The 23,240-nt window shown below is 52.8% G+C and carries 21 protein-coding genes and 2 tRNA genes; 4 read left to right on the forward strand and 19 right to left on the reverse strand.

Annotated features, from left to right (window positions below):
- Positions 1 to 32 precede the first annotated feature (32 nt).
- Genes pcnB through panB form a run of 4 tightly spaced genes read left to right on the forward strand, consistent with a single transcriptional unit; the run spans position 33 to position 3,403 of the window.
- Positions 33 to 1,385 (forward strand): polynucleotide adenylyltransferase PcnB, encoded by a 1,353-nt coding sequence (gene pcnB / locus QP938_10820; GenBank protein ID WIO73782.1) that lies wholly within the window; start codon positions 33 to 35, stop codon positions 1,383 to 1,385.
- Positions 1,385 to 1,861 carry a 2-amino-4-hydroxy-6-hydroxymethyldihydropteridine diphosphokinase gene (gene folK, locus QP938_10825; GenBank protein WIO73783.1) on the forward strand — a complete coding sequence of 159 codons (477 nt, stop codon included), beginning with the start codon at positions 1,385 to 1,387 and terminating at the stop codon, positions 1,859 to 1,861. Before pcnB ends, folK begins: the two co-directional genes overlap by 1 nt.
- A 30-nt stretch (positions 1,862 to 1,891) precedes the next feature.
- Positions 1,892 to 2,566, forward strand: a complete 675-nt coding sequence (locus QP938_10830) for a deoxynucleoside kinase (protein WIO73784.1) — start codon at positions 1,892 to 1,894, stop codon at positions 2,564 to 2,566.
- Positions 2,567 to 2,614: 48 nt separating this feature from the next.
- Complete coding sequence (panB, locus tag QP938_10835) at positions 2,615 to 3,403, forward strand: 3-methyl-2-oxobutanoate hydroxymethyltransferase (GenBank protein ID WIO73785.1); 789 nt, start codon at positions 2,615 to 2,617, stop codon at positions 3,401 to 3,403.
- Between the two features lie 180 nt (positions 3,404 to 3,583).
- On the opposite strand, the gene QP938_10840 is transcribed toward panB, so the two are convergent.
- The 19 genes from QP938_10840 to rlmE all read right to left on the reverse strand — a co-directional run bounded on the left by QP938_10840 (position 3,584) and on the right by rlmE (position 23,205).
- Positions 3,584 to 5,578: a trypsin-like peptidase domain-containing protein gene (locus QP938_10840; protein ID WIO73786.1), complete on the reverse strand. Its 1,995-nt coding sequence runs from the start codon at positions 5,576 to 5,578 to the stop codon at positions 3,584 to 3,586.
- Positions 5,579 to 5,925: 347 nt separating this feature from the next.
- A complete protein-coding gene (locus QP938_10845; GenBank protein ID WIO73787.1) occupies positions 5,926 to 6,237 on the reverse strand; it encodes a hypothetical protein in 312 nt (103 codons plus the stop codon).
- A gap of 35 nt (positions 6,238 to 6,272) precedes the next feature.
- Entirely contained in the window at positions 6,273 to 6,584 is a 312-nt protein-coding gene (locus QP938_10850) for a hypothetical protein (GenBank protein ID WIO73788.1), read from the reverse strand.
- Complete coding sequence (locus QP938_10855) at positions 6,581 to 7,000, reverse strand: DUF2750 domain-containing protein (GenBank protein WIO73789.1); 420 nt, start codon at positions 6,998 to 7,000, stop codon at positions 6,581 to 6,583. The genes QP938_10850 and QP938_10855 overlap by 4 nt, the downstream gene beginning before the upstream one ends.
- A gap of 244 nt (positions 7,001 to 7,244) precedes the next feature.
- Complete coding sequence (gene pnp, locus QP938_10860; protein WIO73790.1) at positions 7,245 to 9,389, reverse strand: polyribonucleotide nucleotidyltransferase; 2,145 nt, start codon at positions 9,387 to 9,389, stop codon at positions 7,245 to 7,247.
- 270 nt (positions 9,390 to 9,659) lie between these two features.
- Positions 9,660 to 9,929 carry a 30S ribosomal protein S15 gene (rpsO, locus tag QP938_10865; GenBank protein WIO73791.1) on the reverse strand — a complete coding sequence of 90 codons (270 nt, stop codon included), beginning with the start codon at positions 9,927 to 9,929 and terminating at the stop codon, positions 9,660 to 9,662.
- Between the two features lie 142 nt (positions 9,930 to 10,071).
- Positions 10,072 to 11,016 carry a tRNA pseudouridine(55) synthase TruB gene (truB, locus tag QP938_10870; GenBank protein WIO73792.1) on the reverse strand — a complete coding sequence of 315 codons (945 nt, stop codon included), beginning with the start codon at positions 11,014 to 11,016 and terminating at the stop codon, positions 10,072 to 10,074.
- 2 nt (positions 11,017 to 11,018) lie between these two features.
- Positions 11,019 to 11,441: a 30S ribosome-binding factor RbfA gene (gene rbfA / locus QP938_10875; protein ID WIO73793.1), complete on the reverse strand. Its 423-nt coding sequence runs from the start codon at positions 11,439 to 11,441 to the stop codon at positions 11,019 to 11,021.
- 159 nt (positions 11,442 to 11,600) lie between these two features.
- The gene (gene infB / locus QP938_10880) at positions 11,601 to 14,186 is read right to left on the reverse strand and encodes a translation initiation factor IF-2 (protein ID WIO73794.1); all 2,586 of its coding nucleotides are present in this window, start codon (positions 14,184 to 14,186) and stop codon (positions 11,601 to 11,603) included.
- Positions 14,187 to 14,280: 94 nt separating this feature from the next.
- Entirely contained in the window at positions 14,281 to 15,774 is a 1,494-nt protein-coding gene (gene nusA, locus QP938_10885) for a transcription termination factor NusA (protein ID WIO73795.1), read from the reverse strand.
- Between the two features lie 22 nt (positions 15,775 to 15,796).
- Positions 15,797 to 16,252 (reverse strand): ribosome maturation factor RimP, encoded by a 456-nt coding sequence (rimP, locus tag QP938_10890; GenBank protein WIO73796.1) that lies wholly within the window; start codon positions 16,250 to 16,252, stop codon positions 15,797 to 15,799.
- Positions 16,253 to 16,536: 284 nt separating this feature from the next.
- Positions 16,537 to 16,613 (reverse strand) — tRNA-Met (locus tag QP938_10895).
- Positions 16,614 to 16,885: 272 nt separating this feature from the next.
- Positions 16,886 to 16,970, reverse strand: a tRNA-Leu gene (locus QP938_10900).
- A gap of 9 nt (positions 16,971 to 16,979) precedes the next feature.
- Positions 16,980 to 17,366 carry a preprotein translocase subunit SecG gene (gene secG, locus QP938_10905; protein WIO73797.1) on the reverse strand — a complete coding sequence of 129 codons (387 nt, stop codon included), beginning with the start codon at positions 17,364 to 17,366 and terminating at the stop codon, positions 16,980 to 16,982.
- Positions 17,367 to 17,391: 25 nt separating this feature from the next.
- Entirely contained in the window at positions 17,392 to 18,132 is a 741-nt protein-coding gene (tpiA, locus tag QP938_10910) for a triose-phosphate isomerase (GenBank protein WIO73798.1), read from the reverse strand.
- Between the two features lie 113 nt (positions 18,133 to 18,245).
- The gene (glmM, locus tag QP938_10915) at positions 18,246 to 19,595 is read right to left on the reverse strand and encodes a phosphoglucosamine mutase (protein ID WIO73799.1); all 1,350 of its coding nucleotides are present in this window, start codon (positions 19,593 to 19,595) and stop codon (positions 18,246 to 18,248) included.
- Positions 19,595 to 20,446: a dihydropteroate synthase gene (gene folP / locus QP938_10920; GenBank protein WIO73800.1), complete on the reverse strand. Its 852-nt coding sequence runs from the start codon at positions 20,444 to 20,446 to the stop codon at positions 19,595 to 19,597. Before folP ends, glmM begins: the two co-directional genes overlap by 1 nt.
- A gap of 85 nt (positions 20,447 to 20,531) precedes the next feature.
- Positions 20,532 to 22,436 carry an ATP-dependent zinc metalloprotease FtsH gene (gene ftsH, locus QP938_10925; GenBank protein ID WIO73801.1) on the reverse strand — a complete coding sequence of 635 codons (1,905 nt, stop codon included), beginning with the start codon at positions 22,434 to 22,436 and terminating at the stop codon, positions 20,532 to 20,534.
- Between the two features lie 103 nt (positions 22,437 to 22,539).
- Positions 22,540 to 23,205: a 23S rRNA (uridine(2552)-2'-O)-methyltransferase RlmE gene (rlmE, locus tag QP938_10930; protein WIO73802.1), complete on the reverse strand. Its 666-nt coding sequence runs from the start codon at positions 23,203 to 23,205 to the stop codon at positions 22,540 to 22,542.
- Positions 23,206 to 23,240 lie beyond the last annotated feature (35 nt).

Genomic DNA, 23,240 nt, shown 5'->3' on the forward strand with positions numbered 1-23,240 from the left:
TTCCAATCCAATCACAGGGTCACTACCTCTGCATGCTCAAGCGGATAAAAAAATTTCTTAAAAAGAAATCACCTCGCAGCAACGCCCCCCACGTCATTCAGGCACGCCACCACGGCATAGAGCCTGGGGATATCAGCCATGGCGCACTCAATGTAGTTGAAGGGTTAACCAAGGCGGGTTACGAAGCTTACGTAGTTGGCGGCTGTGTGCGCGACCTGCTTCTGGACCTGCATCCCAAGGATTTTGATGTGGCCACCAATGCCACCCCAGAGCAGGTAAGGTCGATCTTCAGGCGTGCCCGCATTGTGGGTCGTCGCTTCCAGATCGTGCACGTCCACCAGGGACGTGAAATGATTGAAGTCACCACGTTCCGCGCTCACCATGATGGAGAGCACAGCAAGAGTAGTAAGCGCTCACAAACCAGCAGACAAGGTATGCTGTTGAGAGACAACATCTTCGGTGACATAGACCAGGATGCAGCGCGTCGTGACTTCACAGTTAATGCACTCTACTACCACCCCCAGGACAACACCGTCTACGACTATGCGGATGGCCTGCCAGATCTGGAGCAGCGCATACTCAGAATGATCGGCGAGCCAGAACAGCGTTACCGGGAAGACCCGGTACGCATGCTCAGAGCAGTCAGATTTGCTGCCAAGCTCGGTTTTGAGATTGAACCCGCCACTGCCGAACCCATTCAGCGACTGGCAAAACTGTTACGGGATGTGGCACCCGCCCGGCTGTTTGATGAAGTGATCAAGCTGCTTATGTCCGGTCAGGGACTCGCCAGCTATCACCTGCTACGTCAGTACGGCCTGTTCAGATACCTGTTCCCGGCTACAGACAGCCTTCTGGATAATGGCGACGAACGATTGCACAATTTCATTGAGCAGGCGCTCACCAACACCGATCAACGCATTCGTATTGGCAAGCGTGTTACACCCGCCTACATCTATGCCGCCATGCTCTGGCCGGTAGTGCAGGAGTACAGCGCCCGCAACAGACACAACAACGAGTCCAGCACCTATGCGCAGCAACATGCTGCTGCACAGGCCATCGAACAGCAATTGCAATACATCGCTATTCCCCGGCGCTTTACCACACCGATGAAAGAGATCTGGGACTTGCAAGACCGCCTGCCTCGACGCGCCGGGAAACGCGCCGAACGCCTGTTGGAACACCCGCGCTTCAGAGCGGCCTATGATTTTGTATTAATGCGCGAAGAGTCCGGTGAGGACCTCAGTGGCCTTGGCAACTGGTGGACCCTGTTCCAGGAAGCCGGGGAAGAAAAACGCCGCACCATGGTTCAGGCGCTCAATGATGGCGATCGCAAGCCACGTCGCCGTCGTCGCAAGCCGCGCAAGCACAACGGCGGAGAGAGTTGATGAGCATTGCCTACCTGTCACTTGGCAGTAACCTCGACAACCCTCGCCAGCAAGTTGAGGAAGCTCTGCACGCCATTGCCGAGCTGCCAGCAACCGATCTGTTAAAAGTCTCACCCTGGTACCGCACCAAGGCGATCGGCCCCGGCGAACAACCGGATTACGTCAACGGCGTCTGCGCCATCGAAACAGATCTTTCGCCACTGGAATTGTTGCACGCCCTGCAATCCATAGAGCTGTCCCAAGGGCGCGAGCGCAATATCCGCTGGGGTGCCAGAACGCTGGATATCGATATTCTGCTCTACGACGACCAACAGATTTCCAGTGATGAACTGGAAGTACCCCATCCGCGTATGGTGGACAGGAACTTCGTACTGATCCCACTGGCAGATATAGTTCACGGTCTGCACATGCCCGATGGAACTACCCTCAGTCAGCTATTGGCAAACTGCCCCGCCGACGGTATTGTGCGCCTGTAAATCAAACGTCATAAGGAGAACCCGGTGGACATGGCAATTGAGGAACAAAGCGTTACGCTGCCGACAGGTCTACCCTCCTATATCGCTGTAGAAGGCCCGATCGGGGTTGGAAAAACCTCACTGGCGAAAAAGCTGGCGCACCGATTCAACTACGACACCCTGCTGGAGCTGGCTGACCAGAATCCTTTTCTGGAGCGCTTTTATCGCGACCCTCAAACGGCTGCCCTCCCCACCCAGCTGCACTTTTTGTTTCAGCGCGCAAAACAATTACAAGGCATTCGCCAGGGCGATATATTCCAGCAAGTCAGAGTGGCCGACTTCCTGATCGAAAAAGATCCGCTATTTGCACAGGTCACCCTCGACGATGATGAGCTTCGACTCTATCAACAGGTGTTTGACCAGCTCACTCTCGACGCACCGAAGCCGGACCTGGTGATTTACCTGCAAGCGCCCAGCGACATATTAATGCAGCGGGTAGAGCGCCGCGGAATTGCCGCCGAGCGTCATATTGACTCCGATTACATGACGCGGATTAATGAAGCCTATACGCACTTTTTTTACTACTACGATGATGCGCCTCTACTGATTATCAATGCCGCCGAAATCAACCCTGTCGACAACGAGCAGGATTTCGACGCATTGGTGGATTACCTGCCCCGAATCAAGTCGGGGCGTCACTATTACAATCCACACGCCAACCGTTAACCCTCACGGCTGCAACTTGTTGCGGCTTGAAACCAAACGAGTTTTACCATGAAAAAAGTTACCATCCAGACTCTGCAGGAAATGAAACAGAGCGGTGAGAAATTTTCCGTTCTGACATGCTACGACGCCACTTTTGCGCGTCTGATGGAAGCCGCAGAAATTGAAGTTTTATTAGTAGGCGACTCTCTGGGCAATGTGATCCAGGGCCAGGGAAGCACAGTACCGGTTACCGTTGATGACATGGCGTATCACACCGCCGCCGTTGCCAACGGCAACAGCAAGTCCCTGCTTATCGCCGATATGCCCTTTATGAGCTATGCCACTGAAGAGCAGGCGCTGGAAAATGCCACGGTGTTAATGCAGGCCGGTGCTCAAATGGTAAAACTGGAAGGTGGCGCCTGGCTGGAAGAGACCGTATTAATGTTGAGCGAACGCGGCATTCCGGTTTGCGCCCACCTTGGCCTGACACCACAGTCGGTTAACAAACTGAGTGGCTACAAAGTACAGGGACGCGATGAGGAAGGCGCCGAACAAATAATTTCCGACGCGCAAATTCTTGAAGAAGCCGGCGCAGATCTGCTGGTGGTTGAATGCATTCCCGCCGAATTAGGTAAACATCTCTCCGAAATTTTAAGCATTCCTGTAATCGGAATTGGCGCCGGCCCTGACACTGACGCACAGGTACTGGTACTGCACGATATGCTGGGCATTTCGGCAAGACTGCCCAAGTTCTCCCATAACTTCCTGCCAGAAGCCGGTTCTATTGAAGGGGCGATCGAAGCTTATAAAAAGTCTGTTCGTGAAGGGACTTTTCCTGCGGATGAACACTGTTTTTAATTTTTAGCCGCCAACATACTCACAAAAAAATAAGCATCTCGTTGGGAATTTAACGAGGTGCAAGAATGGCCAGAAACAAGAAAGACAAAAAAGGCGAACCCCTTACAGAGTTCGCCTTTTTCTTTAAACACAGCTTTTAGCTAAAAGCTGTATCTCTTCTTAAATGTAAAAATACCTGACTTATTCAGCCTGGGCACCTTTTACAAACTCAGCCACTACCTCAGCTGGCAACGCATAGCTGCGAGTGCGGCTGTGGCGAGCAATGTTGATGCCGAGGAATTCGCCATCGATGCTATATACCGGGCCACCGCACTCGTCTGGGCGCAGACGGGCGTCGTGGCTGAACACTTTTTCAAAACCGTCACGACGAAGGCTTTTACCACCGCGGAAGGTCTCGGCAATATGTTTGCCATTGTCCGGGCGAACACCCAGTGCCAGCTCTACAGAGAAGGTCTCTCCATCTCTAACAGCTTCCATTTTAACCATATCGCCAGGTTCATAGCTGGATAGCTCTTTCGCCAGCTCTTTCGGTTTGGTAACAGCCTTACCATTCACTTTAACGATGAAGTCACCAGCCTTGAAAAAATCTTTAGCAGGGCCATCTTCGCTAATCTGGTTCAGGAGAATCTTGCCTTCCGATTCTTCCATGAATACCCCGAGGAAACCGCCACTTTCACGCTTATCAGCAGTGAACACCTTGGAACCCCACACGCCAAAGCGTCCGCTATATTTGGGGTGTGGCGACATCAGGAACTCACCGCGCTCTGCCGGGGCTGTTTCCATGTCTTCCAGAGAAATGCCACCTTTCAGCTTGCGGTTCACTTTCAGCAGCACCAAATCGTTGGCGTCATCACGGCTGACAACTTCAGCTGGCAGGGTTTGATCCTGATATTCAATTGCTACGTTTTCACCCACCAGTGAGCTTTTGCTTACCAGCAAGGTGGAAAAGCTGAACCAGCTGTCGCGCTTGATGATTGTCGCCAGAGCAGCGGTAGAAGTGTCATTTTTCTCACTGCTGACCTCTACGGTGTTGTCATCCAGCAGGTCTTCCAGTACAGCTACAGGTTCGAGAATCTCGTCAATTCCAGCTACCGGATTAACGGGACGGGACAGTGGCTCGGATTGAAGGATTTGCACATCACCGCTCCAGGCATTGTAAGCGGCGGTATTTTCCGGCAGTGGCAACTTGATGCTGACCTCTTCACCATCTCTTTCCACAACCACATCAGCATGGGACTGCTGCAGGGTGTAGGCGTTTTCCAGCAGCATGGTCACTTCAACATAAGTACGAGCACGTTCACCATTAATGCTTTCAAAACGGTCACCGACTTTAAGCCCCGCTGCAGCTACCGGGCTACTCTCTTCAACAGAGGTAACATCAACGCGTTGACCACGATTGGAGTTTGGCCTGCCGGATCTTTGCTTGCGAGCTGTAGAAGTCGCTTCGAATTCAAAACCGTAGTCTTGTCCCTGATAAACATCAGATGGCTTGAAGCTTTCAGCTTTCACCATCTGATCCCAGAAACGTCTGAAGTTATCGACTCCCACTTCCTTGTTATCATCCAGGGAGGCGGCAATCTGACTGTGAACTGCAATTACCCTGCCTTCCATATCAAACAGCGGACCACCGGAATCACCCGGCTCCATCAGGCAGGTAGAGCGAATCATGCCGTTACTTGCTACAACATCCGCGATATAGCCTAAGCGAACCACAGTGCCCCGCTCCTGATCCCCACCACCCGGATGGCTGATACTGATAACCGGCTGGCCGGATTTGACGGTGGCTGACCAGCCCATCTCCGCTACAGGCAAATTGTCTGGCTCGCTAATCTTGAGCAAACCCATATCAATGGTGGGCTCTGAGCCCAAGCCAACAGCCTTGAATTCGCGACCATCTGCAAGTGTGACGGTGTATTTGGTGCCCGGCTTTACTGCGTGTCCGGCACTCAGTGCATATCCTTCCGGGCTAACGATCACCGCGCTGAATCCGCCCTGGCCGGCAGTAACGGATACAGATGCAGGCGTTACCTTACGAACAACTTCCAGAACAGATCTTTCCAGCTGCTTTTGCTCGCCAACAGCGGCAAATTGCTCCACATTGATCTCTGTATGTGAGACACATCCGGTTAATACACATCCGCTTAGCAGCAGACTCGCGATTGATGTTACTTTCATGGTTACTCCCGATATCGGCCATGGATCTGACAAAGGCCTACCCAGATAGATTGAGGGTGCTATTCCCCCTAGCAATGAAGGGGCCCTCGGTAAAGCAGCCCAAAATACCAAAATTGACTAAATTCATCAGCCAACTTTACAAATGTATACATTTTGGACAGCGCCACGAGTATGTGCTTCAGAAAGCGCACACAGGAAAAGGCTGGTAGCCCTGAGTTCTAGTCACCCCAGCAGACAGAAGTCTGCGGCAGCACATTCTATAGCGTGAGAAGACTGGCGATCAGCCAAAAAAGAACAGGGCTGCGATACTTCTTTAACCACAACCCCTGAGATATTCGTACTATTACTTATTTGTACATCTGTAATACTGTCTTACAGCCTGCATCATCCAGGCCACGTTTACAGGTTGTCACGACAAGCGAATAACATGCCTGATCTGCACCCTCATACATCACTTTCATCACACTGGCATCGGTTGAAGGGTTATCTTCTTCAAGCTCTTTATACATCTGTTTAATACAGGCTTCGTAGGCATTCTGGATTTCGGCTATCTCAGAAACCTTGGCAATATTTTTTGCACTGACAGAGCTTGAGTGTTCAGATTTTCCACACCCAGCAAGAAAGACCAACATAAATACAGCAGTAATTATTGTTTTCATTCTTGTCTCCATGACTTTTGATTTAACAACTGCAATTATTCAATTTCTTCCACAAACGGCTCTTCGCTCACCTTCAGGGTAAGCTGTTTTTTATAGGTGGTAATGATGATTTTATCTTGCTCGAGCTGCTCGATACTGACCACATCATCCATGGTGTCATCATCCACTTTGTTCTGCAGGTTTTTCTCGCTAAAGCTCAGCACTCCCGGAAATACCACACGCAAATCCGGCTCACCGTTTTCCGGGTCATCAATTACTTCGATAAACACCATGCGTACGTCAATGTCATACACCAGATTAAAAATATAGGGGGCGCAGTCGCCCAACAGTTTTCCGGTCAGGCTCATTTGCTATCTTCCTCTTCTTCATCAGCCAGGGCTTCCAATTCGGCATTGATCGCATCAAACAGCTCAATAGGGTCAATCACCGTGCCACCATCGACGCCGTCCACCGGGAATACCGCGATCATTGATCCGTCCGCTTCCATACCCGGCAGCCAACGCTCCATCCACACGTCCAGTGGAATCGCTTCGGCGCGACAATCTGACCAATCATCGGTTGCCCAGCTCTGGGCAAAGTCGGGGTGCGGCCACACTGGCAGGCACTCTTCGCCATCGGAGTTCACCCCAACCCAACCGTCGTCATTGCGCAGGCTCCACACCTCTTCCCAGACCGCTACCTTGGTCAGGAAGTTGGCGTATCGCTTGGCCGCAGGCAACCGCTGTTGCTGCTCGTACTGTTCTTTATCGAGTTGATAGGTCATGGCGGACTCCTTCTAATTTGCTGCACATGATACCCGATTCACTGCAATTTCCGGGCATAAAAAAACGGAGCCGAAGCTCCGTTTCGTAACTAACTTAACAGGCTATTGAAAACGTTATCGAGGCAGTCAGTGCAAGGCAAAAACAGGCGAAAGAGCGCAGTTTATATATGATAAATGAGCATCTTGAGCCTGTTTTTAACGCCGCACTGGCAACGTAGATAGTTTTCAACTCCTGTTAAAGCGATTACTCGCCCTGAGGTGCCTCAGTTTCAGCAGCTGGCTGCTCTGCTGCACCACCTTCTTCGGCTTGCGCCTCTTTGATGGAGAGCTTGATGCGGCCGCGAGCGTCTACGTCCAGTACTTTAACGCGTACTTGCTGGCCTTCCTGCAGGTAGTCGCTGACTTGGGCAACGCGCTCCTGCGCGATCTGGGAGATGTGAACCAGACCGTCAGTACCCGGCATAAAGGTTACGAAAGCCCCAAAGTCCACAACACGGGCAACTACACCGTCGTAGATTTTGCCAATTTCAGCTTCGGCAGTGATCTCTTCGATACGGTTAATTGCTTTGTCCAGATCTTGTTTGTCTGCAGCGTAGATGCGGATGCTGCCATCGTCTTCGATGTCGATGGAGGCACCGGTCTCTTCGGTGATGCTGCGAATGGTGGCGCCACCTTTACCGATCACGTCACGGATCTTGTCCGGATCGATCTTCATGGTGTGGAAGCGCGGTGCGCTTTCAGCAACGGCATCGCGACCAACAGAGATAACCTTGTTCATTTCGCCGAGGATGTGCAGACGAGCGTGCAGAGCCTGCTCCAGAGCGATGTCCATGATCTCTTCGGTGATACCTTCGATCTTGATGTCCATCTGCAGTGCAGTAACACCTTTGGCGGTACCGGCTACTTTAAAGTCCATGTCGCCGAGGTGATCTTCGTCACCCAGGATGTCGGTGAGAACGGCAAAGCCGCTATCTTCTTTCACCAGACCCATAGCGATACCGGCAACCGGCGCTTTCAGCGGAACACCGGCGTCCATCAGTGCAAGAGAAGCGCCACACACGGAAGCCATGGAGCTGGAGCCGTTGGATTCAGTGATTTCAGAAACCACACGCAGGGTGTACGGGAATTCTTCAACGGATGGCAGTACCGCCGCGATACCGCGACGAGCCAGACGACCGTGACCGATTTCGCGGCGACCGGCAGAGCCCATACGACCACACTCACCTACCGAGTAAGGAGGGAAGTTGTAGTGCAGCATGAACGGATCTTTACGCTCGCCTTCCAGGGCGTCGATGATCTGTGCATCGCGAATCGCACCCAGAGTAGCGGTAGCGATAGCCTGGGTTTCACCACGGGTGAACAGGGCGGTGCCGTGTACATTTGGCAGCAGACCAACTTCTACGTCGATAGCACGAACCGTCTTACTGTCGCGGCCATCGATGCGCGGCTCACCAGCGATGATGCGGCCACGAACAATCTCTTTTTCCAGCTTCTTGAAGTAGTCGGTTACAGACTCAGCGGCAACGCCACCTTCTTCGTCAGAAGCCAGCGCCTCAACGGCTGCGTCGCGCAGTTCGTTGATGCGAGTAACGCGCTGTTGCTTGTCAGTAATGGTGTAGGCGGCAGTCAGGTCGACACCTACTTTCTCTTTCAGGGCTGCTTTCAGCTCGGCATTGACCTGTGCAGCTTCCCACTCCCAGCGAGGCTTGCCAACTTCGGCAGCCAGTTGTTCGATTACCTGAACAACCGCTTGCATCTCCTGGTGGGCGTACAGAACAGCGCCCAGCATCAGGTCTTCCGGCAGCTCTTTAGCTTCGGATTCAACCATCAGAACAGCGTCTTTGGTACCGGCAACGGCCATGTCCAGCAGCGACTCTTTCAGCTCGCTGTAGGTCGGGTTCAACAGGTAGCCTTCTGCTTCGCTATAACCAACACGTGCGGCACCGATCGGGCCGTTGAACGGAATGCCGGAGATCGCCAGCGCAGCAGAGGCGCCGATCATGGCCGGAATGTCCGGGTCTATGTTTTTGTTGGCAGAGATAACGGTACAAACAACCTGTACTTCGTTTTTGAAGCCTTCCGGGAACAGCGGGCGAATCGGACGGTCGATCAGGCGAGAAGTCAGGGTCTCTTTCTCGGAAGGACGACCTTCACGCTTGAAGAATCCGCCCGGAATTTTACCAGCGGCGTATGCCTTTTCCTGGTAGTTCACGGTCAGCGGGAAGAAGTCCTGACCGGGCTTGGCTTGCTTGGCACCCACAACAGTACAAAGTACCGCAGTGTCGTCCATAGAACAGATCACCGCACCGGTAGCCTGACGGGCTACGCGACCGGTTTCCAAAGTAATGGTGTGCTTACCATACTGAAACGATTTAATAGTAGGAGTCATATTACCTTTCCTATTTGTTGATTTAGCGTCCCAGCGCTAGATCGGTGTTTCTCTTGCTGCTCGGGTTAGCTATAGCTGCTCATCTGTCATTCCCGCGAAGGCGGGAATCCACCATTTTGAAGAAATGGATCCCCGCTTTCGCGGGGATGACACGATTCCAGAACAACCATAGCTAACTCGATCAGCACACTGATACCACCGCGTGGATCGCTGCAGTTTTAAACAATTAAAAACAACAGTGGCTCCCAGAGGAGCCACTGATGCAAGCGTTTAGCGACGCAGGCCGAGTTTTTGAATCAGCGCAGCGTAACGATGAACGTCTTTGCTCTTCAGGTAGTCCAGCAGCTTACGACGCTGGTTTACCATGCGGATCAGACCACGACGAGAGTGGTGATCTTTTTTGTGATCACCGAAGTGACCTTGCAGCTTGTTGATGTTAGCAGTCAGCAGGGCAACCTGAACTTCCGGAGAACCAGTGTCGCCTTCGCCTTTGCCGTGTTCAGCAACGATTGCTGCTTTTTCCTGTGCACTCAGTGCCATAACAGTTTCCTCTTTCAATATGCGGCTAATAAAGTCCAGGCTATCCGCGCATATTTACAGGTAGCCTAGTGTTCGACGTTTGATGCTGGCCGAGGAGTCCCCGTCTCACATCTCCTGTCTTACTTCTCTCGGTCAGTTGCCGTCAGGCATCGACCACCAGACGCCGGGGAGCAACCCGGCCATCTTCAAGAACTTCTGCGACCCCCAAAAACGGGCCGTTTTCCATAAAGACGCGCACTATATCGCCTTCTTCGGCTTCGCGATAGGCCTCTGGGCACATAACCGGCTGACCCTGCTTGAAGTAGAACACCGACTCTTCCGGTACATCAAAGCCCGGCAGGTCGTCTACAGCGGCCTCAGTGGGCTTGAGCAGGTAGTCCATATCCTCGCCGCGCTTGCCTTCGCGCAGCCGCTCCAGCTCCTCCAGCGAGGTAGCGTCTTCTTCAAAGAACGGCCCCGCCTGAGTGCGGTGCAGCATCGACACATGGGCGCCAACGCCCAGCGCTTCGCCGAGATCTTCGGCAAGGCTGCGTATATAGGTGCCCTTGGTGCAGTGTACAAACACGTCCGCTTCAGCTACTTCGCCAGGGCGGAAGTCGAGCAGATCGTATTCAAATATGGTACAGGGGCGCGCTTCTCGCTCTACGGTAATACCCTGACGGGCCAACTTGTAGAGCGGCTCGCCATTGTGCTTGAGTGCCGAATACATGGACGGCACCTGTTCGATGTCGCCACGAAACGGCTCAATCGCTTTCTCCACCACCTCGCGAGTGAGGTGGGAGGCACTTTTCTGCTCGATCACCTCACCATCGCTGTCACCGGTTTCGGTGCGCAGGCCAAAGCGAAAGGTGCTGCGATAGCCTTTATCGGAGTCCAGCAGAAAGTGGGAAAACTTGGTGGCCTCGCCAAGACAGATCGGCAACACCCCGGTTGCCAGAGGGTCGAGACTACCAGTATGGCCCGCCTTGTCGGCAAACATCAGGTATTTCACCCGCTGCAGGGCATCGTTGGAACTCATGCCGGTAGGCTTGTTGAGCACAAATACACCGCTGACCGGACGGCCGCGCTGACGACGACGTCTTCCCACAATTACTTCCCGTCACTCTCTGGTCCGTCGCGCTCGGACAGATCGTCGTCGCTGACGTGACGTTTCTCAGCGTCGTCAAACACCGCTTTTTCAATCAGGGCTTCCAAATGCTGACCGTGGCGAACACTCTTGTCATAGATAAAGCGCAGCTTAGGGGTGCTGCGAAGCTCCATTGACTTGGCTACCAGAGAGCGCAGAAAGCCCGCTGCACCGTTGAGTACCTCAGCGGCTTTGTGGGACTGCTCTTCGGTGTCATGACCGACGAAGGTAACAAACACCTTGGCATTTGAGAGGTCGCGACTGACTTCGGCACCGGTTACGTTAACCATGCCGACCCGAGGGTCGCGGATTTCATCACGAATGAGAACTGCCAGCTCACGCTGCAGGGCATCCGAGATACGTTGGGTACGGCTGTAATCACTCATATTACGGGAGATGGGAGATGGGAGATGGGAGATGCTACAACAGCTCTCTCATCATCACCTCACATCAACAATCTCTCTACGTTAGCGAGATGGGAGGAATTCGACCGGGATTCAAAAATATCGCCCCATCGTCTCTCGTCTCCCATCTCTCGTCTCACATCACAGTGAACGCGCTACCTGAACGACTTCGTAAACTTCGATCTGGTCGCCCGGTTTCACATCATTGTAGTCTTTAACGCCGATACCACACTCCATGCCGTTGCGCACTTCCTGCACATCGTCTTTGAAGCGGCGCAGCGATTCCAGCTCGCCTTCGTAGATCACTACGTTGTCGCGCAGAACGCGAATGCGCTTGTTGCGGTATACGGTACCTTCTATCACCATACAACCTGCAATGGCACCAAACTTCGGCGAACGGAATACATCGCGTACTTCGGCAATACCGACGATATCTTCACGCTCTTCCGGTGCAAGCATACCACTCAGGGCCTGCTTAACTTCATCCAGCAGCTGGTAGATGATGCTGTAGTAGCGCAGATCGATATTCTCGCGCTCGGCCAGGCGACGTGCAGATGCTTCAGCACGCACGTTAAAGCCCATCACTACTGCACCTGAGGTCAACGCCAGGTTCATGTCGGATTCGGTAATACCGCCGACACCGGAGGAGATTACGTCTACCGCCACTTCATCATTGGCAATGTCTGCCAGTGAGGCGATGATCGCTTCCAGTGAACCACGTACGTCGGCCTTCAGAACAACCGGCAATACTTTCTTGTCAGTGCCTTCAAAGGTGGCAAACATGCTCTCCAGCTTGGCCGCCTGCTGACGAGCCATACGCTCGTCACGAGCTTTGCGCTGGCGGTGCTCGGCCACATCGCGGGCTTTACGCTCATCGGCAACTACCACAAACTCTTCACCGGCATCCGGCGCTACGTCGAGGCCGAGAATCTCTACCGGGATAGACGGGCCAGCACTTTGGATCGGCTTGCCGTTTTCGTCCACCATGGCGCGCACTTTACCAGCACTCTCGCCAGCCAGAACGTAGTCCCCTTTGTTCAGGGTACCGCTCTGGATCAATGCAGTCGCTATCACACCACGACCTTTGTCGAGGCGGGCTTCAACGATTACACCGCGAGCCGGACCAGCCACTGGCGCAGTCAGCTCCATCAGTTCCGCTTGCAGCAATACTGCTTCCAGCAGCTCATCAATACCCTGGCCGGTGTGAGCGGATACGTGAATAAACTGGGTGTCACCACCCCACTCTTCCGGGATTACTTCCTTGGCGGACAGCTCGTTGGTTACACGATCGGGGTCTGCACCCTCTTTGTCCATCTTGTTGATGGCCACAACCAGAGGTACACCTGCCGCCTTGGCGTGCTGGATAGCCTCTTCGGTTTGCGGCATCACACCGTCATCGGCAGCAACCACCAGGATAACCACGTCGGTGGACTTGGCACCGCGGGCGCGCATAGCGGTAAATGCGGCGTGGCCCGGAGTATCCAGGAAGGTCACCATGCCTTTCGGGGTGTCTACGTGGTAGGCACCAATGTGCTGGGTAATACCGCCGGCCTCACCAGAGGCAACGCGGGTCTTGCGGATGTAATCCAGCAGTGACGTTTTACCGTGGTCAACGTGACCCATTACGGTCACCACCGGGGCGCGAGGCTGCTCGTCGGCACTTTCACTCAAACCAGCCAATACTGCTGCCAGCTCGTCTTCCACCGCATTGCTGGAAACGTTAACAGGCTTGTGACCCAGCTCTTCAACCACCAGAGTCGCCGTGTCGCGATCAATGCTCTGGTTGATGGTGGCCATGGTACCGAGCTTCATCAGCTCTTTGATCACTACAGCGGCTTTAACGGCCATTTTCGAGGCCAGTTCGCCAACCTGAATCTCTTCCGGCAGTTCAACTTCGTGAACAATTTTCCCGGTCGGGCGCTTGAATTTGTGCTTGTTGTCACCCTTCAGCTTGACTGGCTTCTTGGGCGCTTCTTTAACCTTTTCAGGCACTTTCAGACGCGGGGTCTTCACAATGCCTTTTACTTCATCAAGATCCTCAGATAACTCAACGCGTTTTTTGGTGTCTTTGGCTTTAGCCGGTTTAACACCACCGCGAGCTTTCTTCTTGGCTGGCTTATCATCGTCATCATCACGGTCTTCTTTCTCCTCTTTTACAGGAGTAGCGTGATGATGCTTTTTCGGCTTGGCTGCTTCTGCTTCCACCTCAGCCGTCTTCTGTTCAGCTTCGGCGGCTGCCTTGCGCTGAGCCTCTTCTTCCTCGGATTTGCGTTTGGCTTCTTCCTCTGCCTCTTTGGCAGCGGCTTCTTCCTCGGCCTTGCGGCGGGCTTCAATGGCCGCCTGGCGTTTTACTTCAACATCATCGGTGAAGGAGCTCGGTGCTTCAGGTGCAGTCGGTTGCTCAACCACTTGCTCACTGGTTTCAGCCTCTTCTTCACTGCGCTTCACGTAAGTGCGCTTCTTGCGAACTTCAACGTTCACCGCTTTTTTACCGGCACCCACTTTCAGCGTGCTGACAGTTTTACGCTTCAGAGTGATTTTCTTTGGCTCACGTGCGCTCTCGCCGTGCAGGCTTTTCAAATAAGCCAACAGGGTTTGTTTTTCTTCGTCAGCGATCAGGTCAGTTTCTGACCTTTGACTCAAACCCGCTTCCTGCATTTGCTTGAGCAGACGGTCTGCGCTAACGCCTACCACTTTAGCGAGTTCGCTTACGGTAACCTCTGCCATCAGATATCCTCAATTTCTGTGCCCGACCACTTGGTCAGGCTGGTTATAACTTGCTATATGTTTGCTGTCCGCGACAGCTTGGGTTTGCTGGCGATTATTCGCTGTCTTCAGCAAACCAGGGTGCGCGTGCAGTCATGATCAAATCAGCAGCGCGAGCTGGATCCAGCCCTTCCACTTCCAGCAGTTCGTCGATTGCCTGCTCTGCCAGATCTTCCATGGTGACGATACCGCGACCTGCCAGTTTGCGAGCCAGCTCTTCGTCCATACCTTCCATATTGAGCAGGTCTTCGGCTGGCTCAGCGCCAGCAATCTGCTCTTCACTGGCCAGAGCCAGGGTCAACAGGGCGTTTTTGGCGCGGGCACGCAGCTCTTCGGCGATTTCTTCATCGAATCCTTCAATCTGCATCATCTCGTCCAGTGGCACATAAGCCACTTCTTCAAGACTGGTGAAACCTTCCTCGACCAATACAGCAGCTACGTCTTCATCAATATCCAGTTGCGCCATGAAGGTTTCCATAAACCCGGACGCTTCTTGCTGCTGCTTCTCTTCTGCCTCGTCAACAGACATAACATTGATGCGCCAGCCAGTCAGCTCGGATGCCAGACGCACGTTCTGGCCACTTTTACCGATGGCCTGAGCCAGGTTATCTTCAGCAACCGCAACATCAATAGAACGGGAATCTTCGTCAACAATAATAGACTCCACTTCTGCCGGAGCCATGGCATTGATTACCAGCTGAGCAGGATTGTCGTCCCACAGCACAATATCGACGCGCTCACCGTCCAGCTCATTGGATACTGCCTGAACGCGCGCACCGCGCATACCAACACAAGCACCTACCGGATCAATGCGGCCGTCATTGGTTTTCACAGCAATCTTGGCGCGCAGACCGGGGTCGCGAGCAGCACCACGGATTTCGATAACTTCTTCGGCAATTTCCGGCACTTCGATCTTGAACAGTTCGATCAGCATCTCATTGCACGCACGGCTCAGCAGCAATTGCGGACCGCGATTTTCTTCACGAATAGCTAGCAGCAGAGCGCGAACACGATCGTTCACACGGAAAATTTCGCGGCCTACCAGCTCTTCACGAGGCAGCAAACCTTCAGCATTATTCCCCAGATCAACAATAATGTGATCGCGAGTCACTTTCTTTACGGTACCTGACAGCAGCTCACCAACCCGGCTACGGAATTCGTCAACGATCAGGGCACGCTCAGCATCGCGAACTTTCTGTACGATAACCTGCTTGGCAGTCTGCGCAGCGATACGACCAAAGCCGATGTTCTCAACCTGTTCTTCGTAGATGTCGCCCACTTTCAGAGAAGGATCTTTTTCAAGCGCCTCTTCTGTGGTGAACTCGGTACCGAGTTCGGCGAGCACGTCATCTGCCACGACTTTCCACCAACGGAAAGTTTCGTAGTCGCCGGAAACGCGGTCGATCACAACACGAATATTGGCATCTTCGTCGTAGCGTTTTTTGGTCGCAGTTGCCAGAGCCTGTTCAATGGCTTCAAAAATAATTTCCCTGGAAACGCCCTTTTCATTGGAAACCGCTTCCGCTACCAGCAAGATCTCTTTATTCATCTCGGTGCCTCATGACATCCCGTTAAAAACGGGGAACGATATTAGCCTTTTCAACACTGTCAAACGGAAGGAGATATTCATAACCATCCACTTCCACCACTATGTCACCTTCTTCAATACCTTTTAACAAGCCTTTGAAGTTGCGACGCCCTTCATAGGGAAAACGCAGTTTGACACTAACATTCTCGCCAACAAATGCTTCAAATTGTGCAAGGGTATATAAAGGACGATCCGCGCCCGGCGATGAAACCTCGAGGGTATACTCACCAGTGATCGGATCCTCCACATCCAGCAGGCTGCTCACCTGACGGCTTACCCGCTCACAATCTTCAATGCCGATACCTTCCGGTTTATCGATGTAGATACGCAACAGCGACTGATTGCCCTGCGCCGTTTTTTCGATTCCCCACAACTCACAACCAAGCGCGGTTACCACCGGCTCAAGCATTTGCTGCAGCTGTTCAACTTTGCTACTCATCGAATCGACCAAAAAATAATCAGCGAAAAAATTCAAAGCCAAAAAAAGGGCCTTTGGCCCTTCTTGCTTTACTTCTTTTTAGCACACTTTCAAGATTTCAGTGCGCTGGCCGGCTTACACCGCCTACGAAAAAGCCCCAAACTGGGGCTTCAACGCTTGCATCAATTTGATGCGAATATTTGGTAGCGCGGGTAGGTTTGAACCTACAATCTTCGCCCGGTTATCCGACCGAGGTAAAGAGGAGCCCTCGGGCGTCTACTCTCTACTTGCTCCAAAATTAAAATTGGTAGCGGGGGCAGGATTTGAACCTACGACCTTCGGGTTATGAGCCCGACGAGCTACCAAGCTGCTCCACCCCGCACCAGAACTTGATTTAAGCAACACACTGCCCGCCTCAAGAGGTCGCAAATTATAGGGAGGCACCTCAAGTTGGTCAAGGGTTTTATTAGCTATTTTTTGTAGAAAAATGAAAAAGTTATCCAACAGGGGCAGACAAGCGAATATTTCCAATTTCCCCAATCATTATAGACCCGGCCACATCACCAAAATTGAAAGAAATACCGCTCAACAATATTGTTTTCGCAAAATAAAAACGAAAAAAAACCGACTCAAATGAGTCGGCTTTTTTTAAGATGGTGCCCAAGGCCGGACTTGAACCGGCACGGCTTACGCCACTACCCCCTCAAGATAGCGTGTCTACCAATTCCACCACTTGGGCAAAAACTGCTCACTTTTCCTCTTCCTGCTCTACCGTTTCTTCTACCGGCACCTCAGGAACATCTTCAGAAACACTTTCTTCCTCAACCACAGGAACATCAGATTCCTGCTCAACAACTTCGTCCACAATTTCTGCTGCAGGCAGAATTTCCGCTTCAGGAGAGGATTTCTCCTTAGCCAGAATTGCCAGACCAAAGCTGGTTACGAAAAAGATGGTAGCAAAAATTGCTGTCATCTTACTAAAAAAATTCCAACTACCAGAGCTACCAAAAATAGTTTGAGATGCACCGGCACCAAAAGATGCACCAACTTCAGCACCTTTGCCCTGTTGCAACAAAATCAAACCAATAATGGCCAGCGCTACCAGAACATGAAAGATCAGAATAATATTTTCCATCTGTACCGCTCTTCAAAAAATTCGTTTACTGGGCAGCCAAACGGCCAACTTCCAGAAATTCTTCAGCAACCAAAGAGGCGCCACCAACTAACGCACCATCAATATCAGGCTGGGCAAATATTTCAGCCGCATTCGCCGCCTTCACACTGCCACCGTAAAGCACCCGCGTTTTTGCACCAGCCTCACCCAACTGCAGGCGGATCGCAGCATGAACCTGCTGCGCCTGCTCCGGTGTAGCCGTCTTGCCGGTACCAATAGCCCAAACTGGCTCATAGGCAACAACACCTTTGGCAACTGCTTCAAGTCCGGCAACATCAATCACGACACCCAACTGTTCAGCAATTACATCCAGCGTAGCGTCAGCTTCGCGTTGCTCCAGCGTTTCACCGACACACAAAATTGGTGTCAGACCGGCACGCTGCGCCGCTATAAACTTTTCAGCAATCTGGCGATCCGTTTCGGCAAATAGCGCACGACGCTCGGAGTGCCCAACAATTGCATAACGACAGCCCAGCTCAGCCAGCATATCACCGGAAACCTCTCCGGTATAAGCACCCTGCTGATGCTCACTGACATTTTGAGCACCCAAGGCAACCGAACTGCCTTGAAGCTCTTTTGCCACTACCGACAAAAAAACAGACGGCGGGCAAACTGCCATTTCAGCCTTACTTTCTGGATTCCAACCAACCAGCGCTTTACTCAACTCAACAACGGATTGCAGAGAACCGTGCATTTTCCAGTTGCCAGCTATCAGCGGTAATCGCATTGCCTTATCCAAAGTTTCAGACTGTTTTCGCATCGACCAACTGAGAAAAACAATTTTGGTCGACCCCAAAAAGGGCGCAAATCTTAGCCGAGAAGACTGTCCGTAGCAACACCTTATGCCAAAGTATTTTCAACAACGTTGGCAATACGCTTTGCCAGGGTTTCCACCCACGGCAAATCATCCCCTTCCACCATCACACGAATCAACGGTTCAGTGCCTGAAGGGCGCAGCAATACTCGGCCACGACCACCCAGCTCCGCCTGCGCAGAAGCGACTGCATCAGCAATTTCAGGGTAATCCTCAAGATCAACCTTGCCGGAGATACGTACATTGATCATCACCTGGGGATATTTTTCCATACCCTGCTTGAGCTCATGGAGTGTCAGGTTGCTATCTCGCATTGCATGCAACACCAACAACGCAGAAATAACGCCATCTCCAGTAGTTGTGACATCCGAGCAGACAATATGCCCTGAGTTTTCGCCACCCAGTGACCAGCCATTTTCTTTCATGGCTTCAATCACATAGCGATCACCGACCTTGGTACGAACAAAAGGAACTGACATCTGCTCGAAAGCTTTTTCCAAACCGAAATTACTCATCAGTGTTCCGGCCACACCGTTGCACCCCTGCCCATTCTGCATGCGGTGACGGGCGATGATGTAAAGAATTTCATCACCATCAATCAATTCACCTTTATGGTCCACAAACACCAGGCGATCGCCATCACCATCAAACGCCACCCCCAAATCAGCTCCCTGCTCGACTACCGCTTTCTGCAGGGCGGCAGGTTTGGTGGAGCCGCAATTCTGGTTGATATTCACACCATCAGGCGCCACTGACAGCTCAATCACCTTGGCACCAAGCTCACGCAATACATTGGGGGCAATGTGATAGGTGGCTCCGTTGGCGCAATCCACCGCAATCTTCAGGCTGGAGAGATCAAAGTCACGAGGCAGCACCCCTTTACAGAACTCGATATAACGGCCGGATGCGTCATTGACGCGGTGCGCTCGACCAAGCTGACTGGACTCAACAGTGATCATCGGCTCGTCCAGATAGCGCTCAATCTCCCGCTCAATATCATCGGGAAGCTTGCAGCCATCCGCACCAAAAAACTTGATACCGTTATCGTAATAGGGATTGTGAGAGGCACTGATTACAATTCCGGCCTGAGCGTGGAACGTGCGAGTCAGGTAAGCGATTGCCGGTGTTGGCATTGGCCCAAGCAGCCCCACATCTACACCCGAGGCGATAATGCCAGCCTGCAGCGCAGATTCAAACATATAGCCGGACACTCGAGTGTCCTTGCCCACCAATATCAACTTGCGCCCCTTGCTGCGCTGACCAAAAACCTTACCTGCTGCCCATCCCAGTTTGACCACAAAGTCTGCGGTTACCGGAAATTGCCCCACCAGACCGCGAATACCGTCGGTGCCAAAATAGCTTCGTGCCGTTGTCATTATTTACCTTCCAGATTGTGTTGCTCGATTGCCGCTAAAACGTTCAACGCGTCAACCGTCTCTCTAACATCGTGAACCCGCACAAAGGCCGCCCCTTTTTGGGCCGCCAGCAGTGCCATCGCCACGCTGCCTATCATTCGTTCACCCACATCCCGCTGCAGTAAAGTGCCGATCATGTTCTTGCGCGACACTCCCACCAACAACGAAAATCCTTCCTCCCGCAATTTCGGCAATGCGCGAAACAGCGTCAGGTTGTGTTCCAGTGTTTTACCAAACCCGAATCCCGGATCGAGAATAATGCGTTCCCTGGCAATACCAACCTCTTCACACGCTGCAACCCGCTCCTGAAGAAATGCCGTTACATCCGCGACCACATCCCGGTAACTGGGAGACTGCTGCATGGTGTCGGGCTCACCCTGCATGTGCATTAGGCAGATTGGCAGATTACCCTCAGCTGCCGCCTGCAAAGCACCCTCACGACGCAGAGCCCGAACATCATTAATCATCGACGCTCCGGCAGCCTGAGCTGCCCGGATCACTTGCGCTGTACTGGTATCGATCGAAACCGGCACATCGAAGCGCTGACGTATTGCCTCAAGCACCGGGATAACCCGGTCCAGCTCCTCAACTACAGGCACCGGTTTGGCGCCCGGTCGAGTGGATTCTCCACCAACATCTACCCAGTCCGCACCATCAGCAACCATCTTCTCAACAGTACGGAGCACCGAATCCAGGTGCACACTCACACCATCACATAGCTTGCCACCATCTGAAAATGAATCCGGGGTGACATTAACTATACCCATCACCTGAGTGCGAGGCAGAGTTAACAAGTCTATCAAGCTGGCCATTCGATAACCCGGTCCTTAAAAACAACGGCGCCTTCAGCTATGGGCCGAAGGCGCCTTGAAAACTGATTTTAACAGTTGAAAAACATCAGCCGTCAGTGCTGTTTACAGGTCCGCCAACAGTGCCTTTGTCCTCACCACTCTTGGCAGAGCCGGAACCACCACCGGTGTAGTCACCATCGTGCCAGTCGCTGGGCGGACGTACCGGACGACGCGCCATCAAGTCATCCACCTGCTCGGAGTCGATTGTCTCGTACTCCATCAGCGCATCCTTCATGGCGTGGAGAACATCCATATTCTCTTCGAGAATGGTTTTGGCCTTACTGTAGCAGCGATCAATCAACTGGCGAACTTCACGGTCAATTTCGCGTGATGTTTCATCCGAGTATTTGGGGTTACCACCACCAGGCACTTGCGAATCTTCCTCACCGTAAAGCAGTGGCCCCATCGCTTCAGAGAGACCCCAGCGAGCTACCATGTTGCGAGCCATCTGGGTAGCGCGCTCAATGTCGTTGGATGCGCCAGTAGTAACACCCTCCACACCCAAAGTCAGCTCTTCTGCAATTCGACCACCGAACAAGCTGCAAAGCTGGCCTTCCAGCTGCCGCTTGCTGAGGCTGTAACGATCTTCTTCTGGCAGGAACTGGGTAACACCCAGCGCTCCACCGCGAGGAATGATGGTCACTTTGTGTACCGGATCGTGCTCGGGCATCATGCGGCCTACAATTGCGTGACCAGCCTCGTGATAGGCAGTATTGGCCTTCTCTTTCTCGGACATCACCATGGAGCGGCGTTCGGCACCCATCATGATTTTGTCGCGGGCTTTTTCAAACTCTTCGGTAGTCACCAGTCGCTTGTTGGCACGAGCAGCAAACAGCGCTGCCTCGTTGACCAGGTTGGCCAGATCGGCACCGGAGAAGCCTGGTGTACCACGCGCAACCACCTTCAGGTCTACTCGTTCATCCACCGGCACTTTGCGAACGTGTACCTTGAGAATCTGTTCACGACCGCGAATATCCGGCAGACCAACATACACCTGGCGGTCAAAACGACCGGGACGCAGCAGGGCCTTATCCAGTACATCGGCACGGTTAGTTGCAGCGATCACAATCACACCTTCGTTGCCTTCGAAACCGTCCATTTCAACCAGCAGCTGGTTGAGGGTCTGCTCGCGCTCGTCGTTACCGCCGCCCCAGCCGCCGCCACGGTGGCGACCAACTGCGTCGATCTCATCGATAAACACAATACAGGGAGACTGCTTTTTGGCCTGTTCAAACATATCGCGAACACGGGATGCACCAACACCAACAAACATTTCAACAAAGTCGGAGCCGGAAATGGAGAAGAATGGCACCTTGGCTTCACCGGCAATTGCCTTGGCAAGCAAGGTTTTACCAGTACCGGGAGGTCCAACCATCAGCACACCGCGCGGAATACGCCCCCCCAGGCGCTGGAAGCGACTTGGGTCACGCAGGAACTCCACCAGTTCGTGAACATCCTCTTTGGCCTCATCAACGCCGGCCACATCGGAGAAATTGGTTTTAATCTGGTCTTCAGACAGCAGTTTGGCCTTACTCTTGCCGAATGACATCGGGCCACCTTTGCCACCGCCGCCTCCGCCCTGCATCTGACGCATAAAGAACATAAAGATGAACAGAATCAGCAGTATCGGGAACGATGCCACCAGCAGCGAAGTCCAGATGCTCTGTTGCTCGGGCTGAACCCCCTTCACCGGCACCCGCTCATCCAACACTACATCGTAAATTTTATCGTCAGCAAACTGCGGCTGTACTGTTTCGTATTTGGTGCCATCGGATAATTCGCCGCGAATTATCAAGCCCTGCTGCTCAACCGATTCCACTCGCCCCTGCTCAAGGGCTTCCCGCCATTGGGAATATTCCATTTCCTGCACCGAGCCGGAAGGGGCAAAGTTCTGGAATACCGACAGCAAAATCGCCGCTATCACCAGCCACAAAATCAGATTTTTAGCCATATCGTTCAACGAACTAACCTCTATTTATAAATCGGCATCACTGCCAAGGAATACTGCATTATCCCGTTCTGGGAGCCCCACACAACCTTTTCAAAGTAATGTGTTACCCCTTAAAACCAAAACCCACCACATAAACTTCGCGGGAACGGGCGCGGGAAGCGTCAGGCTTGCGGGTTACCACCCGTTGATAGCGGTTGCGTACTTCCTGCAACCAGCTGTCGAAACCTTCACCCTGAAACACTTTGGCAACAAATGCGCCGCCAGGTTTCAGTACCTGGTCCGCCATATCCAGCGCCAACTCCACCAAATACATCGCTTTGGGCTGATCGACGGCACGCATACCAGACATATTGGGGGCCATATCGGAGATTACAAGGTCTACGGGCGAATCTCCGATCACCGCCATGATCTGCTCAAACACCGCATCCTCGGTGAAATCCCCCTGGATAAACTCAACACCGGCTATGGTATCCATCGGAAGAATGTCAGAGGCAATCACCTTGCCCTTATCACCCACCAGCTCTGCAGCTACCTGCGACCAACCACCGGGGGCCGCACCAAGATCCACTACAGTCATGCCAGGGCGAATCAACTTGTCTTTTTCACACAGTTCAACCAGCTTGTAGCTGGCCCTGGAGCGATAGCCGTCCTCTCGGGAACGCTTCACATACTGGTCACTTTCATGCTCTCGCAGCCAGGCACCACTGCTTTTGGAGCGGTTTTTTTTGTTGGCGGCGGATTTTGCTTTTGAATCTGGTTTAGAGGACATAGGGATTTGACAGTCTTTCCGTTACAATAGCGAGC

Source organism: Porticoccaceae bacterium LTM1 (genome assembly GCA_030252795.1).
In the GTDB taxonomy this organism is placed as follows: Bacteria; Pseudomonadota; Gammaproteobacteria; order Pseudomonadales; family Porticoccaceae; genus SCSIO-12696.

Coding starts and splice junctions, on each gene's coding strand:
- secG (WIO73797.1), bottom strand. CDS start 17,366: ATGGAAAATATTATTCTGATCTTTCATGTTCTGGTAGCGCTGGCCATT.
- panB (WIO73785.1), top strand. CDS start 2,615: ATGAAAAAAGTTACCATCCAGACTCTGCAGGAAATGAAACAGAGCGGT.
- rlmE (WIO73802.1), bottom strand. CDS start 23,205: ATGTCCTCTAAACCAGATTCAAAAGCAAAATCCGCCGCCAACAAAAAA.
- ftsH (WIO73801.1), bottom strand. CDS start 22,436: ATGGCTAAAAATCTGATTTTGTGGCTGGTGATAGCGGCGATTTTGCTG.
- rimP (WIO73796.1), bottom strand. CDS start 16,252: ATGAGTAGCAAAGTTGAACAGCTGCAGCAAATGCTTGAGCCGGTGGTA.
- QP938_10855 (WIO73789.1), bottom strand. CDS start 7,000: ATGACCTATCAACTCGATAAAGAACAGTACGAGCAGCAACAGCGGTTG.
- QP938_10850 (WIO73788.1), bottom strand. CDS start 6,584: ATGAGCCTGACCGGAAAACTGTTGGGCGACTGCGCCCCCTATATTTTT.
- QP938_10830 (WIO73784.1), top strand. CDS start 1,892: ATGGCAATTGAGGAACAAAGCGTTACGCTGCCGACAGGTCTACCCTCC.
- glmM (WIO73799.1), bottom strand. CDS start 19,595: ATGACAACGGCACGAAGCTATTTTGGCACCGACGGTATTCGCGGTCTG.
- infB (WIO73794.1), bottom strand. CDS start 14,186: ATGGCAGAGGTTACCGTAAGCGAACTCGCTAAAGTGGTAGGCGTTAGC.
- rbfA (WIO73793.1), bottom strand. CDS start 11,441: ATGAGTGATTACAGCCGTACCCAACGTATCTCGGATGCCCTGCAGCGT.
- QP938_10845 (WIO73787.1), bottom strand. CDS start 6,237: ATGAAAACAATAATTACTGCTGTATTTATGTTGGTCTTTCTTGCTGGG.
- pcnB (WIO73782.1), top strand. CDS start 33: ATGCTCAAGCGGATAAAAAAATTTCTTAAAAAGAAATCACCTCGCAGC.
- tpiA (WIO73798.1), bottom strand. CDS start 18,132: ATGCGATTACCGCTGATAGCTGGCAACTGGAAAATGCACGGTTCTCTG.
- pnp (WIO73790.1), bottom strand. CDS start 9,389: ATGACTCCTACTATTAAATCGTTTCAGTATGGTAAGCACACCATTACT.
- rpsO (WIO73791.1), bottom strand. CDS start 9,929: ATGGCACTGAGTGCACAGGAAAAAGCAGCAATCGTTGCTGAACACGGC.
- folP (WIO73800.1), bottom strand. CDS start 20,446: ATGGCCAGCTTGATAGACTTGTTAACTCTGCCTCGCACTCAGGTGATG.
- folK (WIO73783.1), top strand. CDS start 1,385: ATGAGCATTGCCTACCTGTCACTTGGCAGTAACCTCGACAACCCTCGC.
- nusA (WIO73795.1), bottom strand. CDS start 15,774: ATGAATAAAGAGATCTTGCTGGTAGCGGAAGCGGTTTCCAATGAAAAG.
- QP938_10840 (WIO73786.1), bottom strand. CDS start 5,578: ATGAAAGTAACATCAATCGCGAGTCTGCTGCTAAGCGGATGTGTATTA.